Raw genomic sequence first — 14,040 nt, 5'->3', positions numbered from 1 at the left:
CGGACCGCTCCGCCCGCCGGGCTCGGGCGCAGACCGCCGACGCCATGGTCAAGCTCATGCAGCGGGGCGTCCGCCGGCCGTGGCGCTGCGCAAGGTCCCGGGCCGGCCAGGCCGAAGGCTCCCGTCCCGCACGGTGACCTCGCCGGCCGTCAGCAGCCGCACTCCTCGCCGCGCCATGCCTCGATGCCCTCGCGCACGGCGAGGCCGGCCACCAGGAGGCCGATGACCGGGTCGACCCACCACAGGCCGAACAGCGTGTTGGCGAGCAGGCCGACCAGGACAGCACCGGCCAGGTAGGCGCACAGCAGGTTCTGCGTGCCCTCGCCGGACGTCGACGCGGAGTCCAGCACCTTGCCCAGACGGCGCTTGGCCCGGCCGAGCAGCGGCATGACGATCAGCGAGGACACGGACAGGACGATGCCGAGCACGCTGGTCGACGGATGTTCGCCCGCCGCCAAGGCGGAGATCGCGTCGTAGGCGATGTACGGGGCGAGCAGGAAGAACGTGACCGCCACGGCCTTCTGGGCCTTGCTCTCGGCGTCCTCGGACAGAGTCCGGGAGCCGCTGAACCGCCAGACGATGATCACCGAGGCCAGGCCTTCGATGACGGAGTCCAGGCCGAATCCGAGCAGCGCGACGGAGGACGCCAGCACGGCGGCGGTGATGGCGATGGCGCCTTCGGTCGCCATGAAACCCAGGCTGAGCCAGGACAGCAGCTTCGCCTTGCGCGCAGCGTCGTGCCAGGCAGCATCCCTGACGACCGGTGGGCGGCAGCAGGCGTCGGTGCAGCCGGGCTCGCAGCGGCAGCCGCCGCTGGACTCGTGGACTGCCGTCGTCCCGGCCGCGATCTCGGGGGCGGTCACGCGCGCTCTCCGTCCGGGGTGCCGTAGGCGGGGCAGAGCGCCACGGCCTCGCCGGTGGCTTCCAGCACGGCCTCGGCCGCTACCAGCAGGCCCACAAGTGAAGGCTGGGTCAGTGTGAACATCGACGCCCGGCCGACCGGGCGGGAGTCCACCAGGCCGCACTCGCGCAGGCAGGCCAGATGCTTGGAGACCGTCGACTGGGCCAGACCGAGTTGCTCGACCAGGTCGACCACCCGGGCCTCGCCGACCGCGAGCCGCCGGACGATCGCCAACCGGGCTGGATCGCCGAGCGAACGAAACAAGGCGGCAGCGGGTTCAAGACCACCCCTGCCGGCATCCTTATTGGGAGATTTCATCGCCATTCGGCGATACTAGCCCGGCCTGGAGTCTGTCGGCGCGACCGGACGCGACCCGCGCCGACCCTTGAGCCATGGCCCTTGAGCCACGACCCCGGGCTTCGAGCCGGCGAAGGGATCGAACGCGCCCGACACCTCGCGGTCGTCCGCCCGTCCGACGAGGTGCCCTCCGGCTCGCGCGACAGCGTCAGGAATCACGCCCCGCTGCCGCGCGGGTCAGCCGGCGGCAGCCTGCACCCGGGAGAGGCGACGAACACCGAGCAGGCGGCGCCCGCAGCCGTCGAACGGCGTCGCGCTGTTCGCACCGACCTCGCCCCCGGGGAGACCCGCCGTCAGGCCAGCCCGGCGCGTTCCAGGGCATCGACTCCCGTGCGCAGGACGGCGATCCGCTCGTCGAGGGACCAGCCGGCGGGGGCGAGGGTCAAGGTGGTGACGCCGGCGGCTGCGTAGGCCTGCATGCGGTCGGCGATGCGGGCGGTGTCGCCGAGGAGGGAGGTGGCGTCGATGAAGTCGTGCGGGACGGCGGCCGCGGCGCCGGCCTTGTCGTGGGCGAGGTAGCGGGTCTGGACGTCGTCGGCGGCCTGCTCGAAGCCCATTCGGCGGGCGAGCTGGCTGTAGAAGTTCTTCTCCTTGCTGCCCATGCCGCCGAGGTAGAGGGCGGTGTAGTCGCGCAGCGTGTCGGCGGCGGCGTGGATGTCGTCGCCGACCGCGATGTTGACGGTCGGGCAGAGGTCGAAGCCGTCCAGTGTCAGCCCGGCCTTGGCGCGGCCGGCGGCGAGGGCGTCGACCGAGAGCGCGGCGTGTTCGGGGGCGAAGAAGAGGCCGAGCCAGCCGTCGGCGATCTCGCCGGTCAGTTCGAGGTTCTTCGGGCCCATCGAGGCGATGTACAGCGGGATGCGCTCGCGCACCGGGTGGACGGTGAGTTTGAGGGCCTTGCCGGGCCCGCCGGGCAGCGGCAGCGTCCAGTTGGCGCCGTCGTGGACGAGCCGCTCGCGGGTCATCGCCTTGCGGATGATCTCCACGTACTCGCGGGTGCGGGCCAGCGGCTTGTCGAACTTGACGCCGTACCAGCCCTCGGAGACCTGCGGGCCGGAGACGCCGAGGCCGAGGCGGAAGCGCCCGCCGGAGAGGGTGTCGAGGGTGGCGGCGGTCATCGCGGTCATCGCGGGGGTGCGGGCCGGGATCTGGAAGATCGCGGAGCCGACGTCGATCCGCTCGGTCTTCGCGGCGACGAAGGACAGCACGGTGGCGGCGTCCGAGCCGTACGCCTCGGCGGCCCAGCAGACGGAGTAGCCGAGCCGGTCGGCCTCCTGGGCCACGGCGATGTTGTCGGCGTCCAGACCGAGGCCCCAGTAGCCGAGGTTGATCCCGAGTCGCATGTGCCCACTGCCTTCCAGATCCGGTGGTGCGGCGAGAGTAGCCCCTGTGTCGAGCGACACACTACTGACCGGTAGCCGTGTTGTCCGCCACTCCGCCCTGACATGCTGCCCGGATGACCGGGAAGCGCCGCTCCACCACCTTCGCCGACCTGGTGGCGGCCCTGCCCGCACGCCCCGAGGACGAGCCCGAGGTCCGCTTCAGCCCGATGCCCGTCCACGACCGCGGCTTCACCGACGCCGACGGCTGCCACTGGCGCCTCGTCCGCGGGCCGTTGGACGTCCGCCGGGCCAAGCGGCTCGCCGTCACCGCCGACCGCATGACGATGGACGTGGACTACGACGAGCGGGTCCGGCTGTGGATGCCGCGGTTCCTCGCCGCGGAGGAACGCCCGGCCGCCTGGCTGGCGGCGCGGGCCGGATTCGACGCCGCCGCGCTGCCGTTCCACGAGGCGTACGAGTTCGCCGACGACGACGGCCGCGTGCTGCTGTTCATCGAGACGCACTGCTGAGCCCGACACCACGTCGGCCGAGCGGGTCGTCCCGGGCAGCGAACGGTTTCGCCGCTAATCTCGCAGCACGTGGGGGGCACCGCCCCCGACCTGCGCCCGCACGCGTGGCGCAGCACGGTGGACGGAGGGCGCGATGGAACAGCGACAGCTCGGCCGCACCGGCCTGCGGGTCTCCCGGCTGGGCCTGGGCACCCTCACCTGGGGGCGGGACACCGACGAGCAGGAGGCCGCCGAGCAGTTGAAGGCCTTCGTCGACGCCGGCGGCACCCTGGTCGACACCGCCGACGTGTACGCCGACGGCGGCGCCGAGTACCTGCTGTCCCGGCTGACGGACGGTCTGGTCCCGCGCTCCGAACTGGTCATCGCCACCAAGGCCGGCCTGCTGCCCGGCACCCCCCGCCCCAACGCCTCCCGCGGCCACCTGCTGAACGCCCTGGACGCCTCGCTGCGCCGCCTCGGCACCGACCACGTCGACCTGTGGCAGGTGCACGCGTACGACCCGGCCACGCCCACCGAGGAGACCCTGCACGCCCTCGACCTGGCGGTCTCCTCCGGCCGTGCCCGGTACACCGGGGTGTGCCAGTACAGCGGCTGGCAGCTCGCCAAGTCCGCGGCCTGGCAGCAGGCTTCGCCCGGCCGCGCGCCGCTGGCCGCCGTCCAGCTGGAGTACTCGCTGCTGCAACGCGGCATCGAACGGGAGGCGCTGCCCGCCGCGTTGGACGCCGGGGCGGGCCTGCTGGCCGGCTCGCCGCTCGGCCGGGGCGTGCTGACCGGCAAGTACCGGCACGGCGTTCCCGCGGAGTCGCGGGGCGCCGCCCCGCACCCGGCCGGGTCGGTGCAGCCGTACCTGGGCGAGGCGTCCCGCCGGATCGTGGACGCGCTGGCGACCGCCGCCGACGGCCTGGCCTCCACGCCGCTGAAGGTCGCCCTCGCCTGGGTCCGCGACCGGCCCGGCGTGTCGGCCGCCCTGCTGGGCGCCCGCACCGCCGCCCAGCTGCAGTCCTCACTGTCGGTGGAGGCCCTTACGCTTCCGGGTGAGATCCGCGCTGCCCTGGACGACGTGTCGGCCCCGGTGCACCGCTACCCGGACCAGGGCTGGACGGAGCTGTAGCGCCGTCCGGCCCGTTGAAGGAGCCTTCCGCATGACCACCCCCGAGGAGAGCCCGGCCCCGGCCTCCGAGCAGCACGCCGGTACCGTCGCCGCCCTCGCCGAAGCGATCCGCGCGGTCGGCAAGGGCGGCTCCCACGACGCTCCCGCCGCCGAGCAGCCCGCCGGCGGCCCGACCGCCGGCGGCCCCACTGCTGACGGCCCCACTGCTGACGGCCCGACCGCCGACGCCCAGCGGCAGGCCGCCCTCGCCGCCGTCGCCGAGGTCCTGGCGGTCGGCGGCGCGCCCGCGCAGCTCGCCCCCGTCGCGGTCGCCGAGCTCGGCGAGGGCGCGGCCGGCCTGCTGCGCGCGGACCCGTGGGCGGTGCTCTCGCTGCCCGGCGTCCGTCCCGAGCACGCCGACGGCTTCGCCCGCGGGCTGCTCGGCGCCGAGGCGCAGCCCGGCGACCCGCGGCGCGCCCAGGCGCTGGTGACGTGGCTGATGGAGCAGGCCGCGCTGCGCGGGCACTCCGCGCAGGAGCTCGCCGCGGTCTCCGAGGCGCTGCGCGCCCAGCACGTCCCCGACCCGGCGGGCGCGCTCCAGGCGGTGCTGGAGGACGGGCAGGTGATGCCGTTCCAGGAGGAGCTGCCGATGCCGCCCGGCAGCCACGACGAGGACGAGGAGCCGCCCGTCCGCACCCTGCTCGCGCTGGAGCGCCTGGCGCTGGCGGAGGAGAGCCTCGGCGAGGGCCTGGTCCGGCTGCTGTCGACCTTCGTACCGGGCGAGGACGTTCAGGATTCCGACGTCTCCTCGGACGAAGGCTCTGCGGACGAGGACGCAGAGAAGACGGAGGAGGCGGAGGCTGCGGAGGCTGCGGAGGCTGCGGAGTCGTCGGACGAGGACGCGGGGGCTTCGGGCGAGGCTGCGGAGGCTGCGGACGAGGCCGTCGCGGCGTCCGAGGAGCCCCCCGTCCAGCCCGGCCCGGCCGCGTGGGAGGCGGCGGCCGCGGCTGCGCCGTCCCGCTCGGCGCAGGAGCTGGTGCGCACTGTCGCCGGGTCCGGTCTGGTGCTGCACACCGGCGGCGAGGCGGCCCGCGCCGAGCCGGCCGCGCTGCTGCACGCCGCCGCCGGGCTCGGTCTGCGGGCCCGGGCGGCGACCTGGACCGGGCAGGGCCGCGACGCGCTGGCCGCGCTGCTCCCGGAGGGCTCCCCCGCCGCCGGGCGGATCGGCACCCTGGCCGAGCTGCTGTACGGCGCCGAGCTGCCGCGGGCGGTGGACGGCACCCTGCCGCTGGACGTGCTGGTGGTGCTGGACGCGCCGCTGCTGGACGTGGAGACCGCCGCCACCCTGCTGGAGGCGCTCGCGGACGGCACCCGGCTGGTGCTGTCCGGCGACCCGGGCGGCCTGTGGTCGGCCGGCCCGGGCCGGTTCTTCGCCGACCTGCTGGCGGCCAGGGCCTGCCCGACGGTGGCGTCCCGCACCCCGGACTTCGGGCCGATCGGCGAGCTGGTCTCGGGTGTCGGCATCGGCGAACTCCAGCCGGTGGAGGCCCCGGACAAGGAGGTGGTGATCCTCACCGCCAAGGACGGCGGCGAGGCCGTGCACCGCGCCGTGCAGCTGCTGACCGACTCCGTCCCGCGCGCCCTGTCGATCCCGTCCGAGCAGACCGTGCTGCTGACGCCGGGCCACGCCGGCCCGGCAGGTACGCGGGCGCTGAACGCCGCCGCGAAGGCGAAGTTGAACCCCGGGCCGGGCCGCTTCGGCGGCTTCGACCCGGGCGACCGGGTGGTGCACTCCCCCGCGCTGGGCGTCAACCTGCCCGGGCGGGTGCTGGACGGCGACGCGCAGGGCCTGCACCTGGAGCTGGCCGACGGCGGGCGGCTCACGCTCACCCCGCAGCAGGCCGGGAAGCTCCGCCACGGCTGGGCGGTGACGGCCCACCAGGCGGTCGGCCGGCGCTGGCCGGCGGTGGTCGTGGTGCTGCCGGAGGACGCGGCCGGGCAGCTGACCCGGCAGTGGGTGTACACGGCGTTCGGCCGGGCCGAGCGGCACCTGTCGGTGGTCCACGCGGCCGGCCCCGCGCTCGCCCGGGCGGTCGCCGAGCGCCCGGCGACGCCGCGCACCACCCGCCTGCGGTCGCTCCTGGCCGACCAGTAGGGCCGGCAGGGGCGGCAGGGGCCGACAGGGGCGGCAGACGGGCAAGGGCCCGGGACGACGGGTTGCGTCGTCCCGGGCCCTTCGCGTCGGCGTTCCCGGATCGGGCGGGGTGGGTCGGGTCAGTCGTCCAGTTCGTCGTCGTAGACCTCGCTGACGTCGAAGCGGCAGATCAGCAGCTCCGGGTCGGCGCCGTCGAACGGCTCGGGCAGCCACTCGCCGGGTTCGGTCGGGTCGGTGGCCGACACCCACAGCGTGGAGTCGCCCTCCTCCAGGCCGAACTCCTCGGCCCGGGCGGCGATTTCGTCCGGCTCGTACTCGCCGAACAGCACGCCGATCGCCGCGGTCATCTCGGCCTCGCCACCCCCGCCGGGGGTGAGCCCCTCGTCGACCCGTTCGGCCTGGGCCCGCAGGCGCTTCGGGTCGGTGATCAGGTAGTCGCGGCGGATCAACACGCTGATCGCCTCGGGCTGTTCGGGGCCCTGGTAACCCGTCCCGGTCTCGTCGCCCGGGATCTCGAAGGGGGTGACTTCGTCGTAGACCTCGTACAGGATCTGGTCGTAGGCAATGGCGGCCGCCGCAAGCTCCTCGTACGCGTGGACGACGACCGGATCGCCGGGCTCGGTCGAGCTGGAGACGGCCTGCAGGTGGCGGTCAATGGCGGCCTTGACCGCCTCTGCGGCGGCCCGTACCTCGGTGATGGTCAGCTGCGCGGCATCAGACATGGTGCAGACGCTATCCCCACCCGACGGCAACACGCACAGCGGTTGTCACCTACAGCCGTGAAAAGCGGGCAAGTTCACCCTCGATGTCCGTTCCGCACCTTTCCGTCACCACCAATTGCCCGGGCCTGCGGCCCGTTCGCCGGTGCGTGCCGGGGACGCGTCGGCGCGGCCCGGGACGGGTATCCGTACCGGAAGGGAAAACTGATTGACGCTCAGCTCCGCACCCGGGAAGGCTCGTCCTGTCGCCCGGAAGCGGATCGGACCCGAACCGGCCACCGGTCGACGGCGCGCCGTAGGCTTGCAGGCAGCACAGCAGCGGAGGAGAAGTCTTGATCCCTACCAAACCGGTCCGGCTTCCGGAGTACGAGTACCAGTCGCTTCGTCTGCCGCGCGGCACCTCCCGCAACGCCGCGCGCCAACTGCTCACCGACCACGCCGAGTACGGGCAGTGGGAGCTGGACCGACTCCGGCTGTACCCCGACGGCAGTCGGACGGTCCGACTGAAGCGGCGCATCATCCGGCAGGTCCGCTCCACCTGGTAGCGCGCATGCCCGCGCCCGGGCCGCCCCCCGCGTGAAGCGGTGGGGCGGCCCGGGCGCGGTGCTCTCCGGCCTCGGTGGAGGTCGGGTCCGGGCTCAGCGGGGTCGGGTCCGGGCTCAGCGACGGGCGAGGGCGCGGGAGCGGCGGTACAGGACGCCGCCGCCGAGCATCAGCAGCAGGCCGGCCGGGGCGAGGATCTCCAGGCCGTCCGCGCCGGTGGAGGCCAGCTGCCGGTCCGAGGTGTCCGCGGCGGAGTGCACGCCGGCGACCTGGGGGGCCGGGGTGGAGGCCTGGCCGCCGACCGGGACGACGGTGCGCTCCGTCCCCGGCGGGGTGACCGGCGGAGTGACGGGAGGCGTGACCGGCGGGGTCACCGGCGGGCACTCGCCGCCCGGCGGGGTGCACCCGGGCGGGGGCGTCTCGACGACCGGGACGGGCGGCTGGTGCGGCGTGACGTGGTTGTCGCAGTTGTTGCCGAACGCCGGGTTGAGCAGGCTGATCACGTCGATGGTGTTGCCGCACGCGTTGACCGGCACGTCGACCGGGGCCTGCGCCTGGTTGCCGGAGATCACACCCGGCGAGTTGCTGGCCGTGCCGCCGGCCGTGGCGCCGCCGCCCGTCACGGACGAGCCGCCGCCCGACGTGCCGGTCGGACCGGAGCCGGTGGAGCCGGAGCCGCCGGTGTGGGCGCCGCCCGGGTGGGAGCCACCGGTGTGGGAGCCGCCCGTGCCGGAGCCACCGTTGCCGGTGGTGCTCGGGGTGGTGCCGGCCGGGCGCGACGGGCTGAGGTTCGCGCAGTTGTTGCCGTACGCCGGGTTGAGCAGGCCGATCACGTTGATGGTGTTGCCGCACGCGTTCACGGGGAGCTCCACAGGGACCTGCACCGCGTTGCCCGAGCCGACGCCCGGCGAGTTCGCGGCCACGCCGTGAGCGTCGGCGGTCGCGTGGGCGTAGCCCGCGGTCGAGGCCAGCACGCTGCCGGTGGCCATGGCCGTGAGGAGGCCTTTCCTGGCGACCTGTCGCATTGACTCCCCTTGTTTCCTTGTCCGGTGGACAGATGAACCGACTTCCGATGACTTCCGCATTCCGCGAGCCGGGACCGCTCATCAATCCGATAGTCGGAATTCCGTGCCGCGATTGCGGCAGCACTACGTTCAACGACCCCTGGTGGTGAAGGTTGAGCCAGTTGCAGTCAGTTCATCCGATCGGGTGAGGTCTGCGGTATTCCGGGAACCATGACGTTCACCCGTACGGGAAAGCCACCGGGGAACGGCCGCAGACATGAGTGCGCCCCCGCACGGCCAACGGCCGTACGGGGGCGCCGGATTCGGGGAATCCGTCAGAAGTTGGCGCAGCTGTTGCCGAACGCCGGGTTGAGCAGGCCGATCACGCTGATCGTGTTGCCGCAGACGTTGACGGGGACGTGCACCGGGATCTGGATCAGGTTGCCGGAGAGCACACCCGGGGAGCCGGCCGCGGCACCCTCCGCCTGCGCGCCACCGTGCGCCGAGGCGACACCCGCGCCGGCGAGCAGCAGACCACCGGTGGCGGCGGCGACGGCAGCGATCTTCTTGGCCTTCATCTGTTCTGTTCCTCCTGGTCGATTCCAGCCCGTTCCCCCGGGCTGCACACGGATGAACGAAGGCCCGGCACCCGGGATGCGGGGCCGGGCCGACATTCACCCGTTGAAGTGATCAAGCGAACAGCTGATCGGCATCTCTCACGCTCGACTGCTTCTCATATTTCCTGGATGTGCGGATTTCCTCTCGGATCTCGGGTGCGCCGGTCGCGGCCGCATCGGGCGCGCGCCGTATCAGGCGAGGTCGATGAACCGGTCCAGCACCCGGACGCCGAACTTCAGGCCGTCCACCGGCACCCGCTCGTCCACGCCGTGGAACATCCCGGCGAAGTCCAGCTCCGGCGGCAGCTGGAGCGGCGCGAAGCCGAAGCAGCGGATGCCCAGGTCCTGGAAGGACTTGGCGTCGGTGCCGCCGGACAGGCAGTAGGGGACGGCCCGGGCGATCGGGTCCTCGGCGCGCAGCGCGGTCTGCATGGCCTCGACCAGCTTGCCGTCGAAGCTGGTCTCCAACGCCTTGTCGTAGTGCAGGCTCTCCCGCTTGACGCGCGGGCCGAGGACGCTGTCCAGCTCGGCCAGGAACTCCTCCTCGTAGCCGGGCAGGAAGCGGCCGTCCACGTGCGCGGTGGCCTGGCCGGGGATGACGTTCACCTTGTAGCCGGCGCCGAGCATGGTCGGCTGGGCGGTGTTGCGCAGGGTGGTGCCGATCATCTTGGCGATGCCGCCGAGCACCCGGAGCGTCTCGTCCATGTTCTCGGGGTCGAGCGGGACGCCGAGGGCGTCCGAGAGCTCGTCGAGGAACGCCCGGACGGTCTTGGTGATCCGCAGCGGGAACTGGTGCCGGCCGAGCCGGGCCACCGCCTCGCACAGCTCGGTGATCGCGTTGTCGTCGTTCTCCATCGAGCCGTGCCCGGCGCGGCCCTCGACGGTCAGGCGCATCCAGTGCATGCCCTTCTCCGCCGTCTCGATCAGGTACAGCCGGGCCTGGTCGTTGACGGTGAAGGAGAAGCCGCCGACCTCGCCGATCGCCTCGGTGACGCCCTCGAACAGCTCGGGGTGACGGTCCACCAGGAACCGGGCGCCGTAGGTGCCGCCGGCCTCCTCGTCCGCGAGGAACGCCAGCACCAGGTCGCGCGGGGGCTTGCGGCCGGTGCGCAGGCGGTCGCGGACCACGGCGAGGGTCATCGCGTCCATGTCCTTCATGTCGACCGCGCCGCGACCCCACACGCAGCCGTCGGCGATCTCGCCCGAGAACGGGTGGATCGTCCAGTCGTCGGCGTTGGCCGGCACCACGTCGGTGTGGCCGTGGATCAGCAGGCCGGGCCGCGAACGGTCCTCGCCCTCGATCCGCACCACGGTGGAGGCGCGACCCTTGGCCGACTCGAAGATCTGCGGCTCCAGCCCGAACTCGGCGAGCTGCTCGGCGACGTACTCGGCCGCCTTCCGCTCCCCCGGGCCCGATCCGTCGCCGTAATTACTGGTGTCGATACGGATCAGGTCACGGCAGATCTCGGCGACCTCCGACTCGGCCGTCACCGCGCGCTCGCTGCCCACACTCATCGCTCCCACCTAACCTCGGCCCGCCCGGCGCGGCTGCGGCCCGCGCCGCCCCGGCCCGGCCGGGAGCCGCGGGCGCCATCCCGCCATCCTCCCCCAGCACCCGCCGCACCCCAAGGGCCTGCCCCCCTCCACCCCACGCTTTCGAAGCCCGCCGCCACCCCGCCGCCCCGGTTTTGGGTCTACCAGGCGATCTTTGCTACTGTTGTCCATGTCAGCGCGGGACAACAACCCGCAAAGACACAACACCCGTCCGGGTGGCGGAATGGCAGACGCGCTAGCTTGAGGTGCTAGTGCCCTTTATCGGGCGTGGGGGTTCAAGTCCCCCCTCGGACACTAGCAGGGTCGTTCAAGGATTCATCCCGCGAGCGTTCCCGAGATCGCTAAATGATCTTGACTCGACGAGCCCTTGATGCTCGGAGTGGGTTTTTGATCTTGGTTTCAATCGTCGTTAGGCGGCGGTGCTGTGAAAAGTGGGCACCGGCAGGCGATTTACCGCAAACGTGAGCATGCCCATGAAGCGAACCTAGTTCGCTTCATGGGCATTTTGCGTTGTACTGCCGATCGCTGCAGGTGGGGCTCACTCGCGGGACGGCTGGCAGTCCTCGACGTGAACGTCGGCGCTCGGCGGCAGGCTCGGCTCTTGTCCGGCTTGTGCGCTTTCCCGCTTGGTTGGCTGGGTGGCCGATTTGATGGCCTTGAAGTAGCGGCTGCGGCGGAAGACCTCGATCGCTCGCATGTTGGCGACGCAGAGCGTGATCGCCACCAGGATGGTCTGGGAGACACGGCCTGGGGACAGTCGCTTGTCCGGGTCGCTGAGGTCGTCGCTGTAGCCCTTCTTGAGGATGCCGTTGTGGCCCTCGTTCTGGCTGCGTTGCCGCGACCACGCTTGTTGCCAGTCGTCGTCGAGGACGGCCATGGCTTGGCGGTGCTTGGCGAGGACGGTTCCCGGGACGGTGACGCTCGCCTGGGTGCAGATACTCGGGTGGGGTCCGGTTTCGTTGGCCGACCCGGCGATGTGCGGCAGTGCGTGTGCTGTGCGCGGGAGAGGAGCGTCGAGGTCGATGACCGTTTGCGGTTTGGTGCCGACGGTGCGCCGGTAGCAGGTGACGGTCGGGTGCGGTCCCAGGCTGGGACAGGACCGGCGTTCGTCGCCGTTGGGTCCGCTCTGCTTGAGCTTGGTCGCGTAGGGCCTGCGCTGGCGGACCTGCTCACGGGCCAGGAGGCGCTCCGCCTTGTCAGCTTCGACATCGACGACGATCGCGCCTGCGGTGGCGAGCGCCTGCGGCATGAGCGGGCAGTAGAAGCGGCCGCCGATCAGATGCATCCCGCGGTACTCGCCTTGGAGGTCGACCTGGTCGTCGTTGTAGTGCTTGACGACGCCAAGGCCCATGCCGAGCAGCGGGATGTCGAAGTCTTCGGCCTTCGCCTGGCTGATGCCGCGGTCAGCGCAGACGAGTCCGCGGGCCATGCCGTGCTCGTAGGAGGGGTGGAGCGAGCGCATGGCTGCTCGACCGGGCTCGGTACCGGGGGTGCGCAGGATCATGCCCAGCGTCACTTTGGGGTAGGTGCCGGCGAGATCACCCACGGCGTGGGTCGTGGTGGTGAGCATGAGGGCATACGCGAAGATCAGGTCGTTGTCGTCCGGCTCCTCCTTGGCCTTCGCCTGTTTACCGCCTGCCTTGTTCACACTGGTCTTCTTGGCCGTGCGGGCCCTGCCGCTGGCGGCAGCGCGCCCGGTGGCCCTCTCGCCGGAGTGCTGGCGCGATTCGTTGGCGACGCCGCGCCGGGTGCCGGTGGAGCGGCCCTTCTTCGCGTCGCCGCCCTTCTTATTCTTCTTGCTGCCGCCCTTCTTGTAGAGGCCTGCGGTGATCTCCAAGGACGCCCGGTCGTCGTGGGCGCTCTCCCGTTGGGCGCGCAGCAGAAGCGGGGTGTCGTCCATTGCGACGTCCCCGGGCCAGCGGCGGAAGAGTCCGGCCGTGACAGCGCTCTTGACCGGGGCCATGATCAGGTCCTGGGCGATGGCTTCGAGGTTGCGGACCATAGGCTCGTTGGCCGGGTCGGCCCACTGGGCACGGATGGCTTCGGCTTCGGCGATGGTGATGCGCTTTCGGCGGTTGTGCGGGGCGGGGTCCAAGCGCCGGTTCATCGACTTCCATGCTCCGTAGACGCGCTTGGAGGTGGCGTACTGCAGGTGGATGACCCGATTGCCTTCGTCTTCGGGCATGTCGTCGCGCAGGGTGAGGTCAAGGTCCGGGATTCCCAGCAGGCGCTTGGACTTGGTGCTCAGTCCGAGGAACAGAAGCTCCCACGCGTCGTCCAGGTTGGCGCGGTAGCGCTTGTACTGGGCGAGCAGCAGTCCCACGAGGACCGTGCGGAAGTCGAGGCCTTTGGGTCCGGGCCGGCCGGTGTCGCTGGGCAGGCGCTCGAGGGCTCCGCTGCGGCGGACGAGGTCGAAGAGCGTGTCGACGAGGGCGCCGGAGATCTTCTCGCTCTCGGGCCAGGTGGGTTGGTCCGGTGAGGGCCTCAGAGGGTTGCCGCTGGTGCGGCCGGGGCGTGGCCGGTCGGCTTCCCGTCGGCTCATTCGGGCGTGCCCCTCATGAGCTCGAGTGCGTGGCCGTCGGGGACGTCCGGCAGGAATTCGACGTAACGCGACAGACTGTGAAGGGACTTGACGCCTGCGGCGCGCAGGATGACGGGCAGCGGGAGCCTGTCATGGAGCAGACCGAGCAGGTAGGCGGTCCGCAGGCGCTGGGGCTGGAGGACCTCCGTTCTGTTCCGGCCCGTGTGGCGGGGGTGTGTGGTGAGCCAGTCCGAGGCCAGGTGCTTGCTGGAGCGGTCGCCGTAGTGGGGGCGGAACGCGTACGTGTCCGGCTCGAGGCCCCTGGTGCTGGTGAGCAGCAGTTCCTCGTAGGCGTAGCGGCACATGACGGTGCGGGGACGGCGGCCGCCGACGGTGACGAGTGCTCGGCCTCCGGGGCCGCCGGTGATGTCGCGTCCGCGGACGAGGGCGAGGTCTTCGACGGCGAGGCCGCAGCCGAGGGCCAGGGCCATCAGGGTCCCGGCGTTGCGTCGCTGATGGGAGGTCGCGAGGCTCTGAGAGGGCGGTTCGTGAGTTGATGTCCGGTTCGGGGTGAGGCTGGGGCGGGACGGCCGGTGGCGGGCGTTCGGTTGGCTACTGTTTCGTGGTGAAGTTGTCGGTGTCGATCTCGGTGAGGATGTCGAGCTTGACGAGGCGTTTCAGTTTGGCTCGGGTGCCTTCGATGTTCTTCGGCAGGAGTTCGTGGTCGAGG

General features: G+C 72.1%; 13 protein-coding genes and 1 tRNA gene. 5 read left to right on the top strand and 9 right to left on the bottom strand.

Going from position 1 to position 14,040, the window contains the following annotated elements; genetic code table 11:
- Nucleotides 1–149: 149 nt before the first annotated feature.
- From ACFV4P_RS26960 to ACFV4P_RS26950, 3 genes are all read right to left on the bottom strand, one after another.
- On the bottom strand, nucleotides 150–863 hold the full coding sequence (locus ACFV4P_RS26960; protein WP_380475316.1) for a cation transporter: 714 nt from the start codon (nucleotides 861–863) through the stop codon (nucleotides 150–152).
- Complete coding sequence (locus ACFV4P_RS26955) at nucleotides 860–1,219, bottom strand: ArsR/SmtB family transcription factor (RefSeq protein WP_380475672.1); 360 nt, start codon at nucleotides 1,217–1,219, stop codon at nucleotides 860–862. The genes ACFV4P_RS26960 and ACFV4P_RS26955 overlap by 4 nt, the downstream gene beginning before the upstream one ends.
- A 332-nt stretch (nucleotides 1,220–1,551) precedes the next feature.
- Complete coding sequence (locus tag ACFV4P_RS26950; protein ID WP_380475314.1) at nucleotides 1,552–2,598, bottom strand: LLM class F420-dependent oxidoreductase; 1,047 nt, start codon at nucleotides 2,596–2,598, stop codon at nucleotides 1,552–1,554.
- Between the two features lie 113 nt (nucleotides 2,599–2,711).
- On the opposite strand from ACFV4P_RS26950, the gene ACFV4P_RS26945 reads away from it, so the two are divergent.
- The 3 genes from ACFV4P_RS26945 to ACFV4P_RS26935 all read left to right on the top strand — a co-directional run bounded on the left by ACFV4P_RS26945 (nucleotide 2,712) and on the right by ACFV4P_RS26935 (nucleotide 6,352).
- A complete protein-coding gene (locus tag ACFV4P_RS26945) occupies nucleotides 2,712–3,107 on the top strand; it encodes a hypothetical protein (protein WP_380475312.1) in 396 nt (131 codons plus the stop codon).
- Nucleotides 3,108–3,240: 133 nt separating this feature from the next.
- Nucleotides 3,241–4,218 (top strand): aldo/keto reductase, encoded by a 978-nt coding sequence (locus ACFV4P_RS26940; RefSeq protein WP_380475310.1) that lies wholly within the window; start codon nucleotides 3,241–3,243, stop codon nucleotides 4,216–4,218.
- A gap of 31 nt (nucleotides 4,219–4,249) precedes the next feature.
- Nucleotides 4,250–6,352, top strand: a complete 2,103-nt coding sequence (locus ACFV4P_RS26935) for an ATP-binding domain-containing protein (protein WP_380475308.1) — start codon at nucleotides 4,250–4,252, stop codon at nucleotides 6,350–6,352.
- 119 nt (nucleotides 6,353–6,471) lie between these two features.
- On the opposite strand, the gene ACFV4P_RS26930 is transcribed toward ACFV4P_RS26935, so the two are convergent.
- Nucleotides 6,472–7,074, bottom strand: coding sequence for a hypothetical protein (locus tag ACFV4P_RS26930; protein WP_380475306.1), 603 nt, complete (start codon nucleotides 7,072–7,074; stop codon nucleotides 6,472–6,474).
- Between the two features lie 332 nt (nucleotides 7,075–7,406).
- On the opposite strand from ACFV4P_RS26930, the gene ACFV4P_RS26925 reads away from it, so the two are divergent.
- Nucleotides 7,407–7,616, top strand: coding sequence for a DUF5703 family protein (locus ACFV4P_RS26925; RefSeq protein WP_043912690.1), 210 nt, complete (start codon nucleotides 7,407–7,409; stop codon nucleotides 7,614–7,616).
- A gap of 114 nt (nucleotides 7,617–7,730) precedes the next feature.
- Here the strand turns inward: ACFV4P_RS26925 and ACFV4P_RS26920 are convergent, their stop codons facing one another.
- The 3 genes from ACFV4P_RS26920 to ACFV4P_RS26910 form a co-directional block, all read right to left on the bottom strand.
- Nucleotides 7,731–8,639 carry a chaplin gene (locus tag ACFV4P_RS26920; protein ID WP_380475304.1) on the bottom strand — a complete coding sequence of 303 codons (909 nt, stop codon included), beginning with the start codon at nucleotides 8,637–8,639 and terminating at the stop codon, nucleotides 7,731–7,733.
- A 314-nt stretch (nucleotides 8,640–8,953) separates the two neighbouring features.
- On the bottom strand, nucleotides 8,954–9,196 hold the full coding sequence (locus ACFV4P_RS26915; RefSeq protein ID WP_380475302.1) for a chaplin: 243 nt from the start codon (nucleotides 9,194–9,196) through the stop codon (nucleotides 8,954–8,956).
- 231 nt (nucleotides 9,197–9,427) lie between these two features.
- Nucleotides 9,428–10,750: a M20/M25/M40 family metallo-hydrolase gene (locus tag ACFV4P_RS26910; protein ID WP_073808690.1), complete on the bottom strand. Its 1,323-nt coding sequence runs from the start codon at nucleotides 10,748–10,750 to the stop codon at nucleotides 9,428–9,430.
- 248 nt (nucleotides 10,751–10,998) lie between these two features.
- Between ACFV4P_RS26910 and ACFV4P_RS26905 the strand changes: the two genes are divergently transcribed.
- A tRNA-Leu gene (locus tag ACFV4P_RS26905) sits at nucleotides 10,999–11,083 on the top strand.
- 244 nt (nucleotides 11,084–11,327) lie between these two features.
- Here the strand turns inward: ACFV4P_RS26905 and ACFV4P_RS26900 are convergent.
- Both ACFV4P_RS26900 and ACFV4P_RS26895 read right to left on the bottom strand, forming a co-directional pair.
- Nucleotides 11,328–13,331, bottom strand: coding sequence for a hypothetical protein (locus ACFV4P_RS26900; protein WP_380475300.1), 2,004 nt, complete (start codon nucleotides 13,329–13,331; stop codon nucleotides 11,328–11,330).
- Nucleotides 13,328–13,801 carry a hypothetical protein gene (locus ACFV4P_RS26895; protein ID WP_380475298.1) on the bottom strand — a complete coding sequence of 158 codons (474 nt, stop codon included), beginning with the start codon at nucleotides 13,799–13,801 and terminating at the stop codon, nucleotides 13,328–13,330. Before ACFV4P_RS26895 ends, ACFV4P_RS26900 begins: the two co-directional genes overlap by 4 nt.
- Nucleotides 13,802–14,040 lie beyond the last annotated feature (239 nt).

The sequence above is a fragment of the Kitasatospora sp. NPDC059795 genome, assembly GCF_042732175.1.
Lineage (GTDB): Bacteria > Actinomycetota > Actinomycetes > Streptomycetales > Streptomycetaceae > Kitasatospora.
Note: the sequence above shows the minus strand (reverse complement) of the source record. Positions and strands in the feature narration are given on the sequence as shown.

Excerpts from the sequence above, each read along its gene's own strand:
- ACFV4P_RS26935 (WP_380475308.1), top strand. The coding sequence starts at position 4,250 with ATGACCACCCCCGAGGAGAGCCCGGCCCCGGCCTCCGAGCAGCACGCC.
- ACFV4P_RS26940 (WP_380475310.1), top strand. The coding sequence starts at position 3,241 with ATGGAACAGCGACAGCTCGGCCGCACCGGCCTGCGGGTCTCCCGGCTG.
- ACFV4P_RS26945 (WP_380475312.1), top strand. The coding sequence starts at position 2,712 with ATGACCGGGAAGCGCCGCTCCACCACCTTCGCCGACCTGGTGGCGGCC.
- ACFV4P_RS26955 (WP_380475672.1), bottom strand. The coding sequence starts at position 1,219 with ATGAAATCTCCCAATAAGGATGCCGGCAGGGGTGGTCTTGAACCCGCT.
- ACFV4P_RS26920 (WP_380475304.1), bottom strand. The coding sequence starts at position 8,639 with ATGCGACAGGTCGCCAGGAAAGGCCTCCTCACGGCCATGGCCACCGGC.
- ACFV4P_RS26930 (WP_380475306.1), bottom strand. The coding sequence starts at position 7,074 with ATGTCTGATGCCGCGCAGCTGACCATCACCGAGGTACGGGCCGCCGCA.
- ACFV4P_RS26900 (WP_380475300.1), bottom strand. The coding sequence starts at position 13,331 with ATGAGCCGACGGGAAGCCGACCGGCCACGCCCCGGCCGCACCAGCGGC.
- ACFV4P_RS26915 (WP_380475302.1), bottom strand. The coding sequence starts at position 9,196 with ATGAAGGCCAAGAAGATCGCTGCCGTCGCCGCCGCCACCGGTGGTCTG.
- ACFV4P_RS26895 (WP_380475298.1), bottom strand. The coding sequence starts at position 13,801 with ATGGCCCTGGCCCTCGGCTGCGGCCTCGCCGTCGAAGACCTCGCCCTC.
- ACFV4P_RS26950 (WP_380475314.1), bottom strand. The coding sequence starts at position 2,598 with ATGCGACTCGGGATCAACCTCGGCTACTGGGGCCTCGGTCTGGACGCC.
- ACFV4P_RS26910 (WP_073808690.1), bottom strand. The coding sequence starts at position 10,750 with ATGAGTGTGGGCAGCGAGCGCGCGGTGACGGCCGAGTCGGAGGTCGCC.